Here is a 15,393-nt window from a genome sequence, read left to right on the forward strand (position 1 = left end):
GTCTCTCGGGCACGCCTCGCGCGACGTCACGAGGACGTCGGCAGGTCACAGGGAGGAACTCTCTTGAGAAGCAACCGGCTGGTCGCGCTCGCGACCGCCTCACTCGTCGGGGCAGCGATCCTGCCCCTCACTGCAGGCCAGGTCGGGGCCTCTCCCGCCCCGGTCACGGCACCCGCAGCCGCACCGGGTGAGAACCCCGCCCGTGGCGACTCGCTGGAGCCACCCGCCTGGAAGAAGCGCTACGACGACGTCCGCAAGGCTGCGATCGAGCAGCGGTTGCGCACCGGCGGGAAGGGCGCCTCGGAGAAGCTGAGTCGTGGCGTCTTCGGCAAGGTCGCCACCACCGGTACCGAGAAGATCTTCGTGGTCCTCGCTGAGTTCGGTGACACGACGCACTCCGCGTTCCCGGACGGCGACTCGAACGCGACCACGTTCGACGGGCCCGTGCACAACGCGATCCCGAAGCCGAACCGCAAGAAGGACAACTCCACGCTGTGGCAGGCGAACTACGGCCCTTCGCACTATCAGGACATGTACTTCAACCGGATGCGGAAGTTCTACGAGAACGAGTCGAGTGGCAGGTACAGCATCGACGGCACCGTCACCGAGTGGGTGAAGGTCCCGTTCAACGAGGCCAGGTACGGCCGGGACTACTGCGGTGGCGTGGCCTGCAACAACACGTGGTTCCTCGTCCGCGATGCGTTGGCCTACTGGGTCGAGGCGAAGCTGGCGGCCGGTTGGACCTTGCAGCAGACGACTGACTACCTGAGGACCTTCGACGAGCTCGACCGGTACGACTTCGACGATGACGGCAACTTCAAGGAGCCGGACGGCTACATCGACCACTTCCAGATCGTCCACGCCGGCCAGGACGCCGCAGACGGCGACCCGATCTACGGCGACGACGCCATCTGGAGCCACCGCTGGAACGCCCAGATCGAGCCCGCCGGCACCGGCCCCGTGGGCGGCGCGCAGATCGGCGGCGTCGAGGTGGGCATGGGTGGCGTGTCCGATCCGGGCGGTGCGAACGTGACAGTCCCTAGCAACCGAACCGGCGTCTGGGTCAACGACTACACGATCCAGCCCGAGAACGGTGGGCTCAGCGTCTTCGCACACGAGTTCGCCCACGACCTCGACCTGCCCGACCTGTACGACACCTCCGGCAACACCGGTGGCGCCGAGAACAGCGTCGGGTTCTGGTCGCTGATGTCTCAGTCGCGTGGCACGTTGCCGAAGGACGACGGGATCGGTGACCAGCCGATGCCGATGGGCGCCTGGGACAAGTTCCAGCTCGGCTGGCTCGACTACGACCTCATCCACTCCGGCGACACCGGCACGTTCACGATCCGGCCGGCCCAGTCGGCGGACACGTCGGCCACCGCCGAGGGAACCATCGTGCTGCTGCCGAACAAGGTGGTTCCGCTCGAGCTCGGCGCGCCGTGCGACACCTGTGGCTCGTCGTACTTCTACAGCGACTCCGGCAACGACCTCGACAACACCATGGGCGTCGAGGTTGCCGGCGGCGGGGCGCTGACCGCGAAGGTCAACTACGAGATCGAGGCCGAGTGGGACTACGCGTTCCTGGAGGCTTCGAGCGACGGTGGCACCACGTGGACGCCGGTCATGACGAACCTGTCCGATTCTGACGCCACGCATCCGGGGCACAACCAGAGCGGGTTCAACAACTCCGGCGCCGGCCTGACCGGCTCGACCGGTGGCTGGACCGACCTGACCGCAACGGTGCCGGACGACACCAACGCGCTGCGGTTCAGGTACCGGACCGACGGCGCGGCCGTCGAGCCGGGCTTCCAGGTCGACAACGTCACCCTCAGTGGGACCGAGATCGGGACCGCCGAGACCGACGAGGGCTGGGAGTTCGACGGGTTCCGGATCACGACCGGCAGCGAGGAGGTCGAGTACCTCAACGCCTACATGGTCCAGAACCGGCAGTACGTCAACCTGGACAAGACGCTGAACCACCTCTACAACTTCGCCGGCTACGCAGACCGGCCCGACTGGGTCGACTGGTTCCGCTACGACCCGGGCGCGCTGATCAGCTACTGGGACAGCTCGGTGTCCGACAACAACGTCGGCGACCACCCGGGCAGCGGCCTGGTGCTGCCGGTCGACGCCCACCCCGTGTTCGACCACGCGCCGGACGGCACCTTGCTCCGGCCGCGGATCGCCTCGCGTGACTCGGCGTTCGGACTGGCGCGCACCAAGACGCAGTCGCTGCACCACGGCGGCGTCAAGTACACGCTCCGCGGTCGTGCCGCGCAGCCGTTGTTCGACGACCTCGAGGACTGGTGGTTCGACTCCGACGAGCACTCCACGGGTGAGCACGAGGGTCGCTACCAGCCCGGTTGGTACAGCGTCGACGTGCCGAAGACCGGCACCACCATCCGGGTGGTGAAGGTGAACAAGAAGACCGGGGTCGTGACGATCCGGGTCGGCACCTCGGGCTGACGTCCAGCACTGCAGCAACGTGGGCGGGCCCCGGAGACCTGGTCTCCGGGGCCCGGTCGCGTCTGCGGAAGGTCAGCGGGTGATCGCGAGCGGGACCCGGACCACGTCGCCGCGGTCACCGCTCCACACGATGGCGCCGTCGTCCAGCCCGCCGACCAGCGAGCCTTCCCCCACCGTGACCCGGTAGATCGCCGACTGGCCAGGTCGCAGCGTCAGCGAGGCCGGTGAGACCGACACGGGATACCGCTCGATGCCGGCGACCGACACCGTCCAGGTGCCGGTACGGCGGTCGAGGTTGGTGACCCGGCGGGTGAGCGTCGTGCTTCCGCGTGCCAGCAGCGACGGCGCGTTGACGTCGTCGCGGGCGCCGACCAGCCAGGCGCGGTACGCGCCGTTCGGCACTTCGTGGGCCAGCCTGGCTCGCAGCGCGCGGCGGAGGGTGGGTGCGCCGGCCCCGGTGCGCAGCACCGAGCCGGGAAGCGGCGAGGCGGTGCCGACGAGCGCCGACCGGACCGCCGCCTCCGACCAGTCGCGGCGCGCCAGCAGTACCGCGGCGGCACCGCTGGTCCAGGCCGAGGCAGCGGACGTGCCGGAGGCCAGGGCCCAGGGACGCCCGGCCGTCGGCGGCGACGCGGCGAGCACCCCGGTCGCGGGTGCGACCAGGTCGGGCTTGACGAGGATCGCGCCGGGGTCGCCTGCTGAGGACCAGGTGGCGACGCGCAGCCGCGGCGCGGGCGCGCGATCCGGTCGGAGCGTCACGCGCGGGTGGTCCAGATCGGCCAGTCGGCGCCGCAGGCTTCGGGCGGCCCCGAGGTTGAGGTGGACGGTCGGGACCGAGTGGACGTCCTGCGCGACCGAGCCGGCACGCGTGTTCATCAGCACCATCCCGACGCCTCCGGCACGGGCGACGGCTGCTGACTTCTCGACCCGGCCGATCAGGCCGCGGCGGCACACGACGATCCGATCCGCCACGCGAGCCGCGTCGAGGCTGCCCGGACGGCAGACCGAAGCCGCCGTAGCACCCGAGCCCGGGGCCGGTACGTCGTGGCCGATGACGATCCGGGCACGCACCGGCGTGCGCGAGGTCATCGCGCCGCGCAGCCGGGCGCCGGACACCTCGACCGCGCCCGTGCGGGTCGAGCGTCGGAGACCGCCCACGGTCGTGATCCACGGGCTGTCGTGGCCGGCGAACTCGCGGTCACCGTCGTTGCCCGCAGCGGCCACGACCACGATGCCGGACTCCGCCGCGCCGAGCAGTGCGCGGTCGACCGCGTCGGTGCCGGCGGCGTCTCCCAGGCCCAGGCTCAAGACGTCGACCCCGTCCCGCGTCGCGCGGTCGACCGCGGCCACGAGATCGGCGGTCGCGCAGCCGTCGTCATCGGGGTCGGGTGCGCTCCAGCAGGCCTTGTACGCCGCGAGCCGGGCCTCGGGCGCGACGCCGCTGAACGTGGTGCGCAGGCCAGGCAGGGCGACGTCGACCTCGGCGTTGCCCACGGCGATCGAGGCCAGCTGCGTGCCGTGGCCGCGGACGTCCCGTGCCGACAGCGGCTCGTCGGCGGCGATCGAGCTCTCGCCGTAACCCTTCACGAACCAGGAGGCGGCCACGAGCTTGGCGTTGCAGGTGCGGACGGACCAGTCCTCGCCGGGTCGGCAGGTCCCCGCGAACCCTGGGCCGCGAGGGGTCGGACCGAGGGCGGGGGAGTCCGCGAACACTGGACTCTCCGGCCACACGCCGGTGTCGACGACGCCGACGACCACGCCCCGGCCGCCGCGGCCGGACCGTGGTGCGACGGTGGAGCTCGGCGCTGCCGCGGTGGTGGTCAGACGGCGGACCTGGTTCTCCCCGACAGACGCGACCCGAGCCTGCCCTGCCAGCCGAGCGGCCTGCGAGGGAGCGAGCTCGACCGCGGCGCCGCTGAGGGCGGTCGTCCACCGGTAGACCGGAGCGGGCGCGTCGACCGCGCTCAGTGCAGCGTTCTGATGGCCGGTCAGCCGCGCCCGGTAGGCGCTTCGTGTCAGCGGCCCGCGGTAGCCGGCGGTGCCCGGGCCCGCGAACGTGACGACGTACAACCGCTCGTCCTCCGCCTGCGAGGTCGTGGCCGCCTGGACGGTGTGCGTGGCGCCTGTTGGGAGGGCAGCCAGCGGTAGGGCCAGCGCGAGGCCGGCAACCAGGGTCACGGCAAGCCGCACGGCATCCCTGGCGCCGCTGCGTCGTACCACCGTTCTCACCCGTCCCCGCTGTCCCGTGCGTCGACAAACGACCAGTCTCCCCCACCTGGCAACCCGGAGTGCAGCGAACACCCGGATCGACGGTCGTGGGGCGGGTCCTAGGCTGGGTCCATGTCCGCGCCGTTGTCGGTCGGGTTCGACCTCGACATGACCCTCATCGACACCGGTCCCGGCTTCGGCGCCACGTTGCGCGCGCTCGGCACCGAGCTCGACGTCGCCTTCCCGGTGGAGGAGGTGACGGCACGTCTCGGTCCGCCACTCGACCACCTGATCGGCCCACATCTCGCCGCTGACGCCGTCGGGCCCGCGGTCGACCGTTTCCGCGAGCTCTACCCCGCCCACGCGATCACGCCCACCCTGCTGCTGCCGGGCGCCGCTGAAGCGCTGGACGCGGTCCGCGCCGCCGGCGGCCGGGTCGTGGTCGTCACCGGCAAGTACACGCCCAACGCACGCCTCCACCTCCAGCACCTCGAGGTCGCGCACGACGAGCTCGCCGGCGAGGTGTGGGGCAGCGGCAAGGGCGACGTGCTGCGCCGGGAGGGATGCTCCGTCTACGTCGGTGACCACGTCCACGACGTCGAGGGCGCCCGCGCAGCCGGCGCCCTGAGCGTCTCGGTCCTGACCGGTGGCAGCACCCGGCAGGAGCTGCTCGCGGCCGGGACCGACGTGCTGCTCGACGACCTGACCCAGTTCCCGGGCTGGTTCGCAGACCACCTGCTCGAGTCCCGCCTCGCGTCGTTGACCGCCGACCTCGAACGGCGTGAGTCCCTGATGGTCGCCTACAGCGGAGGCGCGGACAGCGCGTTTCTGCTCGCGGCCGCCGTCCGAGCGCTGGGGCCGCAGCGGGTGGTGGCCGCCACCGGCTACTCCGACTCGCTGCCCCGGGCGGAGCGCGACCCCGCGCGCCGGTTCGCCGAGTCGCTCGGCGTGGCGGTGCTGACCCCTCGGACCCACGAGATGGAGCGCGAGGGGTACCGCGCCAACGCCGGCGACCGGTGCTTCTTCTGCAAGGCAGAGCTCCTCGACGTTCTCACACCGCTGGCGCGCGAGCACGGGCTGAGGTACGTCGCGACCGGCACGAACGCCGACGACATGGTGGCCGGCTTCCGGCCGGGGATCCGGGCCGCCGACGAGCGCGACGCGATCACCCCGCTGGCCGACGCCGGCCTCACCAAGCAGCAGATCCGCGAGGCATCGCGGCGCTGGGCGTTGCCGACGTGGGACAAGCCACAGGCGGCGTGCCTGTCGTCGCGGATCGCCTACGGGCTCGAGGTGACGCCGCACCGGCTGGCCCGCGTGGAGCGGGCCGAGGCAGCGGTCCGAGACCGAGCGGCCGAGCTCGGCGTACCCCTCACGAACCTGCGGGTGCGCGACCGTGGTGATCGGGCGTCGGTCGAGCTCGACGCCGCGTTGCTTCCGTTGGCCGACGAGGTCGCCGAGTCATTGCTCGAGAGCGTACGAGCAGCGGGGTTCGAGCGGGCCGAGCTCGATCCTCGGGGGTTCCGGTCCGGGTCCCTCAACGACCTGCTCTGAGCAGCGCCGCGGCGGCTGCCGGCGGCCGATACCCGGTTGGCCGGGTTGTGGGGCGCCGCCTACCCTTGGAAGGTGCCGCGACGATAGGTCGCGGCACTCGTGATGATGAGTGGAAGGTCTCTCTCGTGCCGACCGGCAAGGTGAAGTGGTTCGACCCCGCGAAGGGTTTCGGTTTCCTGTCCCAGCAGGACGGCCCCGACGTCTACGTGCATGCCGATGCGCTGCCCGAGGGAGTGACGACCCTCAAGAACGGTGCCCGCGTCGAGTTCGGGATCGTCCAGGGCCGGCGTGGTGACCAGGCGCTCCAGGTGCGGCTGCTCGACGCTCCGCCGTCGGTCCAGCGGAACCAGGCCCACGCGCGTCGCAAGCCGCCGGAGGAGATGGTGACGATCGTGGAGGACACGATCCGGCTGCTCGACGACCTCGGAGAGACCTATCGCCGCGGCCGGCACCCCGAGGGCAAGACCGCCCGGCCCACGGCGAAGCTGCTGCGCGCGCTGGCCGACGAGCTGGACGGCTGAATCCGGCCGCGGATGGGCGATGCTGCCGTTTGTGCGCAAACGGCGACGACACGCCGTGCTCCGTTGCCGTCTGTGCCCAAGTGATCCGACTTGGTCGACAGTTCGGCAGCGCCGGGTCGAGAGCCAGGCGGTCAGCCGGGGGCGCGTGCCGGCACTGCCGCCGGTCTATGGGGCCGCGTCGCCAGCACGAAACCGGCCCAGGCCGTGAGGACGGCGACCGCTACTCCGAGTCCGAGCCGCGCCGGATCCAACGGCATCGCGATGCCGACGAAGCCGCCGATCACCCACGCCAGCTGGAGCGTGGTGTCGCTGCGGGCGAAGGCACTCGCCTGCACCCGGGTGGGTACGTCGCGCTGGATCGTCGCGTCGAGGCAGAACTTCGCCAGCGACTGACCCAGGCCGGCGGTGAGGCCGAGCAGGACCAGCGGCAGCACGCCGTAGAAGAGCGTGGCGACGAGCGTCACGGCCGCCCCGGCCACCAGCGCCAGCACCACGGTGATCTGTGGGTTGATCCGCTTCAAGAGCGACGCCAGCAGGATGCCGAGCGCGTTGCCGGCCCCGGCCGCGCCGACGATCAGGCCGACCAGGAGCTCGGTGCTCAGGTCGGAGTCCGGTGGGTTCTCCCGCAGCAGGAACGCCATGAACATGATCAGGAACCCGGACAGCCAGCGAGGTCCGCAGTTGGCCCGCAACGCGAAAGCCACGGCCGGGGGGATCCGCAGCTTGGCGCGACCCCGACGGTTGGTCGAGGCGTCCGAGCCGCGCAGGATCAGCTCGTCCTCGCCGACCGAGGAGTCGACCTTCTCGGGGAGCCGGATCGCGCAGACGGTCGCGACCACGAACAGCGCGAAGGCGTAGCGCAGCGACCACTCGGGGCCGATCACGGACAGCAGGCCGGCGATCGGGGCCGAGACGGCGGCCCCCACCGTGCCGGCCATCGACACGCGGCCGTTGGCGCGCACCAGCGTGAAGTCGCGCGGGAGCAGGCGCGGAACGGCCGCGGCTCGCGTCACGCCGTACGCCTTGGAGGAGACGAGTACGCCGAGCGCGGTTGCGAACACCCAGGGAGAGTCGTCGGTCACCGTCGTCGCCAGTCCCCAGCACAGGAAGGCCCGGAGCGCCATGGTCACGCCGATCGCCCAGCGGCGGCCGTGCGCGAAGCGGTCGAGGAAGGGTCCGATCAGCGGCGCGACGATCGCGAACGGCAGCATCGTCAGCCCCAAGAACAACGCGACCTGGCCGCGCGCCTCGCCGGAGGGGACCTGGAAGAAGAGCGAGCCGGCCAGCGAGATCGCGACCGCCGAGTCGCCCGCGGTGTTGAAGAAGTGCATCTGGATCAGGCGCGCGAGGCCGGACTCACCCGCGCCCTCGGCCTCCGAGGCCCGGCGGGCGGTGCGGCCGGCGAACCCGCCGAAGCGGCCGGTCATCCGCGCCGCGCCGGCGACGCCCCGACCCGTGGCCCGTGCGCCGACCTTCAGCCCGTGGCCGAGTGACCTCGCCCGGTTGGCTCCGGACGCGGTGGAGTCGCCCCCCGGCCCGGTCTCGCCCTCGGACGCCGGGCGGGCATCGGGTCCGCGCTCGGTCATGTCGTCCATCCTGCACAATGGTCCCGAAATGGTGTCGTTCGGCGCCCCGACCTGACAGCGAACGTCGCGATTTGTCATGATGCGCCTCGTGACCCCGACGCTGCGCAGCAAGCCGGACGCCGTCGCCGTGGCGGCCGTCGAGACGGCGCGCTCCGCGCTGCTGGAGGACGTCGACGCCGCTGACGTCGGCGCGCACCTCGGCCACGTCGTCGAGGGGGACCGGATCGTCACCCACCTGTTCGCGTGCACGCGCCGCGGCTACGTCGGCTGGCACTGGTCGGTGACGGTGGCCCGCGCGTCCCGTCAGAAGACGGTGACGGTCGACGAGGTCGTGCTGGTGCCCGGCGACGAGGCGATCGTCGCGCCCGCGTGGGTCCCGTACCGGGAGCGCGTGAAGCCGGGCGACCTGTCCCCCGGTGACCTGCTGCCGGTCGAGGAGGACGACCCGCGCCTGGTGCCGACCTACTCCTTCGGCGACGACCCGCTCGACGCCGACGAGAAGGCGCAGGTGCGCCAGGTGGCTCGGGACCTCGGGCTCGGCCGCGTCCGCACCCTGTCGATGGAGGGGCGCGACCTCGCGGCCCAGCGCTGGTACGAGGGCGACGCCGGGCCGAGCGCTCCGCTGGCCCTGTCGGCACCCGACGTGTGCTCCACGTGCGGCTTCTTGGTGCGGCTCGCGGGACCGCTCGCGGAGATGTTCGGCGTGTGCGCGAACGGCGACGCCAACGACGACGGTCGGGTCGTGTCGTTCGACCACGGCTGTGGTGCGCATTCCGAGGTACAGCTCGCCAAGCGGCACGAGCCGCAGCCGGTGCCCGGGCACGTCTACGACACGCTCGGCGCCGACGAGCTCGAGGTGCTCTGACCCAGCGGCTCAGCCCGCAGTCAGCACCCACACGGCGTACTCGTCGTCGGGCGGGTGGAGCTCGTAGGTACCGAACCGGTGCTGCACCGTGAGTCCGCTCGCGGCGACGTCGGCCACGAACTCCTCGGCCGGGTAAGCCCGGCTGCCGCTCCGGTTGCCGTCGAGGTGGAAGCCGACGACGATCCGTCCGCCGGGTGACAGCAGCTCCCGCAGCCGCGTGAGGACGGCGCGCTCGGTCGACTCCCCGACGTACACCATGACGTTGCCGACGACCACGATCACGTCGAAGCCACCCAGCTCCGCCGGCTCCAGCGCGAGCGCCTGGTGCGGCAGCACCTCGAGCTCGGGATAGGTACGGCGCGACTGCTCGCGCAGCTCCGGGTCCGGCTCGGTGGCGACGACCTGGTGGCCACGGCGACGGAGCGCGTCGGCGACGCGTCCCATCCCCGAGCCCACGTCGAGGATCCGTGCCGCGCGAGGGGCGAGCGCGTCGACGAAGCGTGCCTCACCGTCGACGTCCTGACCCTCCTCGACCAGCCGACCGAAGCACTCGCCGTACCCCCGGGTCGGTGGCCCCGCCAGCTCCCACCGGGTGGGAGGCAGGTCGCTCATCGCGCCTTGGGGGCGTCCCGCTCGGCACGAGCCTTGCGCCGGCGGCGGCAGTACTCGAGCCCGAACAGGCCCAACCCGCAGCCCGCCAGGCACGTCCACAGCCACCAGAGGCGGCCGTTCTCCTCGAGCTCCGCGTAGAAGGGCAGCAGCGCCACGAACCCGATCAACCAGATCAGCGAGCCGATCTCGACCGTGCGAACGCCGTCGACGTCGAGCGGCTCCACGTCGGCCACGATGAAGGTGCGGTTGCCGATCTCGTGCCGCATCGGCTGGTCGTCGCGGAGCTCCACGCCTCCACGATATCCGGGCCACCCCGGCGGCATGCCGGGCGGGCGCGTCCCGCTTCCCGGTCGGGTTCCGCTCTGCCAGACTGCGCGTCTGTGAGCCTCGACAGCTACTTCCAGATCTCGGGGCGTGGCTCCACCATCGGTCGCGAGGTTCGCGGCGGGGTGGTCACGTTCCTCACGATGGCCTACATCGTGGTCCTCAACCCGATCATCCTGCTGGGTGGTGTCGACCAGAACGGTGACCAGCTCGCGGGCGGTGACTTCGCGGCGATCAGCGCGGCGACCGCGCTGGCCGCCGGCGTCCTCACCATCCTGATGGGAGCGGTCGCGAACTACCCGCTCGCGCTAGCGGCCGGTCTCGGCCTCAACGCCTTCGTCACCTACTCGATCGCGAGTCAGATGACGTGGGCCGATGCGATGGGCCTGGTCGTGATCGAGGGTCTGATCATCCTGGTGCTGGTCCTCACCGGTTTCCGAGAGGCCGTGTTCAAGGCGGTGCCGGCGCAGCTGAAGATCGCGATCTCGGTCGGGATCGGGTTGTTCCTGACGATCATCGGCCTCGTCGACGCCGGGTTCGTGCGTCGTACCGGCGCCGGACCGGTGCCGGTCGTGCTCGGCCCCGAGGGCTTCCTCGAGGGGTGGCCGGTCGCCGTCTTCTGCTTCGGCCTGCTGCTGCTCCTGGCGCTGTTCACGCTCAAGGTGCGGGGTGCGATCCTGATCTCGATCGTGGTGACGACCGTCCTCGCGATCATCGTCGAGGCGGTCGCCGAGATCGGACCCACGTTCACGCCCGACGGCGTCAACCCGACCGGCTGGGCGCTGAACGTGCCGGAGCTCCCGTCCGACATCGTCGGGAAGCCCGACTTCCAGCTGCTCGGCGAGTTCAGCCTGCTCGGCTCCTGGGAGAACGCCGGGATCGTCGTGGCTGCTCTCTTCGTCTTCACGCTGCTGCTGGCCGACTTCTTCGACACGCTCGGCACCATGACCGCCGTCGGCGCGGAGGCCGGGCTGCTGGACGAGGAGGGCAACCCCCCGGACAGCCGCCGGATCCTCGTCGTCGACTCGATCGCCGCGGCCGCGGGTGGCGCCGCCTCGGTCTCCAGCAACACGTCCTACATCGAGTCCGCCAGCGGCGTCGCCGACGGCGCGCGCACCGGGCTGGCCAGCATCGTGACCGGCCTGCTCTTCCTGCTGACGATGTTCTTCTCCCCGCTCGTCAACGTCATCCCGAGCGAGGCGGCGGTGCCCGCGCTGGTCCTGGTCGGCTTCCTGATGATGCAGCAGGTCAAGGGGATCGACTGGGACGACGCCGAGATCGGGATCCCGGCGTTCCTGACCATCGTGCTGATGCCCTTCACCTACTCGATCTCGGTCGGCATCGGAGCCGGCTTCATCGCCTTCGTGCTCCTCAAGGTCGTCCGCGGCAAGGCGGCTGTCATCCACCCGCTCATGTGGGTGGTGGCGGCCCTGTTCGTGGTCTACTTCGCGATCGAGCCGATCACCGGCTGGCTCACCTGATCTCCAGCGCGCGCCGCAGGATCTCGGTGACGACGTCGGTCTTGGCGTCCGCGTAGTCCTGCACGCGCTCCCAGGTCTGGGTCGCGAGCTCGCGCTTCGTCCGCTCATAGAGGGCGCGGTCGGTCGGGTCGGACCGCAGGTGGTCGCGGAAGGCGAGCATCCGTCGTACCTCCTCGCAGTCGGGTCCGAACACGTGCAGGTTCACCCGCGGCGACTGCTGCTGCTCCTTGAACAGCCGATGCTCGTGCCAGTCGCGCTCTCGCAGGTGGAACACGTAACCCGCCTCCTCGAGTGACGGCACGTACGCCGCCTCGTCGGTCGGGTCCGGCACGACGAGGATCACGTCGATGACGTTCTTCGCGGCCAGGCCGGGCACCGACGTCGATCCTGCGTGGTGCACCTCGACCGCGCGATCGCCCAGAGCGGAGCGGATCCGCGACTCGTGCTCGGCGTAGCGCTCCGGCCACGCGGCGTCGTACTCGACCAGGACCACGAAGTGGCCGGGGTCGGCTGGCTGCAGTCTTTCCACCACGCCGCGATGGTAGGCCGAGCTTGCGCAGACGCGCAGATGGGACCCGGTCACCCCGCCTGCGTCGATGGGCGTGCCGAGACCTCGGCGGCGGTGGAACTTCGGAATACTTAGCACGGGTAATGAGTTAGGCTAACGATATGGCTCCCACGGTAGAGAAGACGGTGCGCACGTCGGCCGGCCTGGCTTCCGAGCTCCGGCTGTCGGTGATGCGGCTCCGTCGCCGGCTCGCGGCCGAGCGGCACCCCGACAACGACCTCAGCCTCACTGCGATGGCGGTCCTGGGGTCGCTGCACCGCAACGGCGACCTCACGATCGGGGAGCTGGCCACGCTCGAGATGGTGCAGCCGCCGTCGATGACCCGCACGGTGACGTGCTTGGAGGAAAGCGGGTACGTCGTCCGTCGTGCGCACGAGACCGACGGTCGCCAGGTCGTCGTCTCCCTCACCGCCACCGGCAGGAGCACCTTGGCGGCCGACCGCCGCAGCCGTGACGCCTGGCTGGCCCGTCGACTGGCCGAGCTGACCCCGTCCGAGCGCGCCGTCCTTCGCGAGGCGGCCCCGATCCTGGAAAGGCTCTCCACCACTTGAGTCCCACGTTCCGCTCGCTCCGCAACGCCAACTACCGGCGGTACGCCGCCGGTGGTGTTGTGTCCAACACCGGCACCTGGATGCAGCGCGTCGCCCAGGACTGGCTGGTCCTGCAGCTGACCGCCAACAGCGCCGCCGCGCTGGGCATCACGACCGGACTGCAGTTCCTGCCGTTCCTGCTGCTCTCGCCGTTCGCCGGGCTGGTGGCCGACCGGATCCCGAAGCGTCGCCTGCTCCAGCTCACCAACGTCGGCATGGCCGTGCCGGCGCTGCTGCTGGGCGTGCTGGCCGTGACCGGGACGGCCGAGATCTGGCACGTCTACGTGCTCGCCGTGGCGCTGGGCGTCGCGTCGGCCTTCGACGCACCGGCCCGCCAGAGCTTCGTGTCCGAGATCGTCGACGCCGACGACCTCACCAACGCCGTGGGTCTGAACTCCGCCAGCTTCAACGCCGCTCGCCTCGTCGGCCCGGCCGTGGCCGGAGTGCTGATCGCCGCACTCGGCGGCGGGGTGGTCGCCACCGGCTGGGTGATCCTCATCAATGCGTTCAGCTACATCGCACCGATCATGACGCTCCGCTCGCTCGACGTCGCCCGCCTGGACAGCCCGGCGCCGATGCGCCGCGAGCCGGGGCAGATCCGGGCCGGGGTCCAGTACGTGCTGGGTCGCCCCGACCTGCTCCTGATCCTCGCCATCGTGTTCTTCACCGGCACGTTCGGGCTGAACTTCCAGATGACCTCTGCGCTGATGGCGACCGAGGTGTTCGACAAGGGCGCCTCCGAGTACGGCCTGCTGGGGACGTTCCTCGCGGTCGGCTCCCTCACCGGCTCGCTCGTCGCGGCACGCCGCGTGCGCGTGCGCCACCGGCTCGTGGTGGGCGCGGCGCTGTCGTTCGCGGTCGTCGAGATCACGGCGGGGCTGATGCCGACGTACCTCACCTTCGCCCTCATGACGCCGCTCCTCGGGCTGGCCGCCCTCACCATGATCACGGCGGCCAACACGTTCATGCAGCTCCACACCGAGGCCGGCATGCGAGGTCGCGTGATGGCGTTGTACATGATGATCTTCATCGGCGGTACGCCGCTGGGCGCGCCGTTCATCGGGTGGGTCGGTGAGGTGGCCGGTGCCCGGTGGACGCTGCTCGTCGGTGGGATCGCCACCTTCGTCGGCGTCTCCCTCGCCAGCCTGCTCTACCTGCGCCACCATCGACGCGTGGTGCAGGCGGCCGAGGCGCCGGGCGACGCCACGGTGCCGGTGGCCGCCTGACGCCGTGAGCGACGCTTCTCAACCCGCTCGCTCTCCGGGCACCTCGCAAGCTCGGTGCCCGCGCTCGCGGTTTTGCCCTCTGACCGGGGGGCGAGTAATCTCGAATCTCGTGTCTGGGACGACCAGACCGTTGCGCGCGCCCGGACTCCGTTCCACTCCTACCGGCGCTCACTCACAGGCACAGGCAGTACACGCAGCACCCCGTGCCCGGCACCGTGCCGGGCCGTGACAGAAGCAAGGAAAGGGAACCACCCAGGTGCCCACAATCAATCAGCTGGTCCGCAAGGGCCGCCAGGACAAGGTGTCGAAGAACAAGACGCCTGCCCTGAAGGGATCTCCGCAGCGCCGCGGGGTCTGCACCCGCGTCTACACGACCACCCCCAAGAAGCCGAACTCCGCCCTCCGCAAGGTCGCCCGCGTGCGCCTATCGAGCGGCGTCGAGGTTACCGCCTACATCCCGGGTGTCGGCCACAACCTGCAGGAGCACTCGATCGTGCTCGTCCGCGGCGGCCGCGTGAAGGACCTGCCCGGAGTCCGCTACAAGATCATTCGCGGCACGCTCGACACCCAGGGCGTGAAGAACCGCAAGCAGGCGCGCAGCCGGTACGGCGCGAAGAAGGAGAAGAGCTGACATGCCGCGTAAGGGTCCCGCACCGAAGCGGCCGATCGACGTCGACCCGGTCTACGGGTCCCAGCTGGTGACCCAGCTGGTCTCCAAGGTGCTCAAGGACGGCAAGAAGCAGGTCGCCCAGCGCATCGTCTACACCGCTCTCGAGGGCTGCCGTGAGAAGACCGGCACCGACCCGGTGGTCACTCTCAAGCGCGCGCTCGACAACGTGAAGCCGGCCATCGAGGTCAAGTCCCGCCGCGTCGGCGGTGCGACCTACCAGGTCCCGATCGAGGTCAAGGGCACTCGAGGCACCACGCTCGCGCTGCGCTGGCTTGTGGGCTACGCCGCCGCTCGTCGCGAGAAGACGATGTCCGAGCGCCTCATGAACGAGATTCTCGACGCCTCCAACGGCCTCGGTGCCGCGGTGAAGAAGCGCGAGGACACCCACAAGATGGCCGAGTCCAACAAGGCCTTCGCCCACTACCGCTGGTGACGTACGGCGGAAGGGCGGCCCCACAGGACGGCCCTCCGCCGATCACCGAACGACTTTCTAAGGAACGCTGACAACAGTGGCTGTCGACATCACCACGGACCTCAACAAGGTTCGCAACATCGGCATCATGGCGCACATCGACGCCGGTAAGACCACCACCACCGAGCGCATCCTCTTCTACACCGGGATCACCTACAAGATCGGTGAGGTCCACGAGGGCGCAGCCACGATGGACTGGATGGAGCAGGAGCAGGAGCGCGGCATCACCATCACCTCCGCCGCGACCACC

General features: G+C 70.7%; 15 protein-coding genes. 10 read left to right on the plus strand and 5 right to left on the minus strand.

Translation table 11 applies throughout. The features are described 5' to 3' along the window. The first annotated feature begins 63 nt into the window (after window positions 1-63). Window positions 64-2,466 carry an immune inhibitor A domain-containing protein gene (locus tag VFZ39_RS06200; RefSeq protein ID WP_330864862.1) on the plus strand — a complete coding sequence of 801 codons (2,403 nt, stop codon included), beginning with the start codon at window positions 64-66 and terminating at the stop codon, window positions 2,464-2,466. Window positions 2,467-2,538: 72 nt separating this feature from the next. Here the strand turns inward: VFZ39_RS06200 and VFZ39_RS06205 are convergent, their stop codons facing one another. Then, window positions 2,539-4,695 (minus strand): S8 family serine peptidase, encoded by a 2,157-nt coding sequence (locus VFZ39_RS06205; RefSeq protein ID WP_330864863.1) that lies wholly within the window; start codon window positions 4,693-4,695, stop codon window positions 2,539-2,541. Between the two features lie 111 nt (window positions 4,696-4,806). Here VFZ39_RS06205 and larE point away from each other — a divergent pair, with 111 nt between their 5' ends. Both larE and VFZ39_RS06215 read left to right on the plus strand, forming a co-directional pair. Then, entirely contained in the window at window positions 4,807-6,228 is a 1,422-nt protein-coding gene (larE, locus tag VFZ39_RS06210) for an ATP-dependent sacrificial sulfur transferase LarE (protein WP_330864864.1), read from the plus strand. A 125-nt stretch (window positions 6,229-6,353) separates the two neighbouring features. Beyond that, window positions 6,354-6,749 (plus strand): cold-shock protein, encoded by a 396-nt coding sequence (locus VFZ39_RS06215; protein WP_330864865.1) that lies wholly within the window; start codon window positions 6,354-6,356, stop codon window positions 6,747-6,749. Window positions 6,750-6,880: 131 nt separating this feature from the next. Here the strand turns inward: VFZ39_RS06215 and VFZ39_RS06220 are convergent, their stop codons facing one another. Next, window positions 6,881-8,335, minus strand: a complete 1,455-nt coding sequence (locus tag VFZ39_RS06220; protein WP_330864866.1) for an MFS transporter — start codon at window positions 8,333-8,335, stop codon at window positions 6,881-6,883. 79 nt (window positions 8,336-8,414) lie between these two features. Here VFZ39_RS06220 and VFZ39_RS06225 point away from each other — a divergent pair, with 79 nt between their 5' ends. Continuing rightward, a complete protein-coding gene (locus tag VFZ39_RS06225; RefSeq protein WP_414690264.1) occupies window positions 8,415-9,200 on the plus strand; it encodes a DUF3027 domain-containing protein in 786 nt (261 codons plus the stop codon). Window positions 9,201-9,209: 9 nt separating this feature from the next. On the opposite strand, the gene VFZ39_RS06230 is transcribed toward VFZ39_RS06225, so the two are convergent. Beyond that, window positions 9,210-9,812, minus strand: coding sequence for a class I SAM-dependent methyltransferase (locus VFZ39_RS06230; RefSeq protein WP_330864868.1), 603 nt, complete (start codon window positions 9,810-9,812; stop codon window positions 9,210-9,212). Further along, complete coding sequence (locus VFZ39_RS06235) at window positions 9,809-10,102, minus strand: DUF2530 domain-containing protein (protein WP_330864869.1); 294 nt, start codon at window positions 10,100-10,102, stop codon at window positions 9,809-9,811. Before VFZ39_RS06235 ends, VFZ39_RS06230 begins: the two co-directional genes overlap by 4 nt. 90 nt (window positions 10,103-10,192) lie before the next feature. Here VFZ39_RS06235 and VFZ39_RS06240 point away from each other — a divergent pair, with 90 nt between their 5' ends. Further along, a complete protein-coding gene (locus VFZ39_RS06240) occupies window positions 10,193-11,617 on the plus strand; it encodes an NCS2 family permease (protein ID WP_330864870.1) in 1,425 nt (474 codons plus the stop codon). Here the strand turns inward: VFZ39_RS06240 and VFZ39_RS06245 are convergent. Further along, window positions 11,610-12,149, minus strand: coding sequence for a GrpB family protein (locus VFZ39_RS06245; protein ID WP_330864871.1), 540 nt, complete (start codon window positions 12,147-12,149; stop codon window positions 11,610-11,612). The genes VFZ39_RS06240 and VFZ39_RS06245 overlap by 8 nt on opposite strands. Before the next feature lie 137 nt (window positions 12,150-12,286). On the opposite strand from VFZ39_RS06245, the gene VFZ39_RS06250 reads away from it, so the two are divergent. The 5 genes from VFZ39_RS06250 to VFZ39_RS06270 all read left to right on the plus strand — a co-directional run. Next, window positions 12,287-12,736 carry a MarR family transcriptional regulator gene (locus VFZ39_RS06250; RefSeq protein ID WP_330864872.1) on the plus strand — a complete coding sequence of 150 codons (450 nt, stop codon included), beginning with the start codon at window positions 12,287-12,289 and terminating at the stop codon, window positions 12,734-12,736. After that, window positions 12,733-14,001 (plus strand): MFS transporter, encoded by a 1,269-nt coding sequence (locus VFZ39_RS06255; RefSeq protein WP_330864873.1) that lies wholly within the window; start codon window positions 12,733-12,735, stop codon window positions 13,999-14,001. The genes VFZ39_RS06250 and VFZ39_RS06255 overlap by 4 nt, the downstream gene beginning before the upstream one ends. Window positions 14,002-14,257: 256 nt before the next feature. Then, window positions 14,258-14,632, plus strand: a complete 375-nt coding sequence (rpsL, locus tag VFZ39_RS06260; protein WP_028636428.1) for a 30S ribosomal protein S12 — start codon at window positions 14,258-14,260, stop codon at window positions 14,630-14,632. Between the two features lies 1 nt (window position 14,633). Next, window positions 14,634-15,104 (plus strand): 30S ribosomal protein S7, encoded by a 471-nt coding sequence (gene rpsG / locus VFZ39_RS06265; RefSeq protein WP_330864874.1) that lies wholly within the window; start codon window positions 14,634-14,636, stop codon window positions 15,102-15,104. Window positions 15,105-15,180: 76 nt separating this feature from the next. Continuing rightward, window positions 15,181-15,393 (plus strand): GTP-binding protein (locus tag VFZ39_RS06270; RefSeq protein ID WP_329703920.1); only part of this gene is annotated, 213 nt, incomplete at its 3' end.

The organism is Nocardioides sp. (genome assembly GCF_036374615.1).
Classification (GTDB): Bacteria; Actinomycetota; Actinomycetes; order Propionibacteriales; family Nocardioidaceae; genus Nocardioides.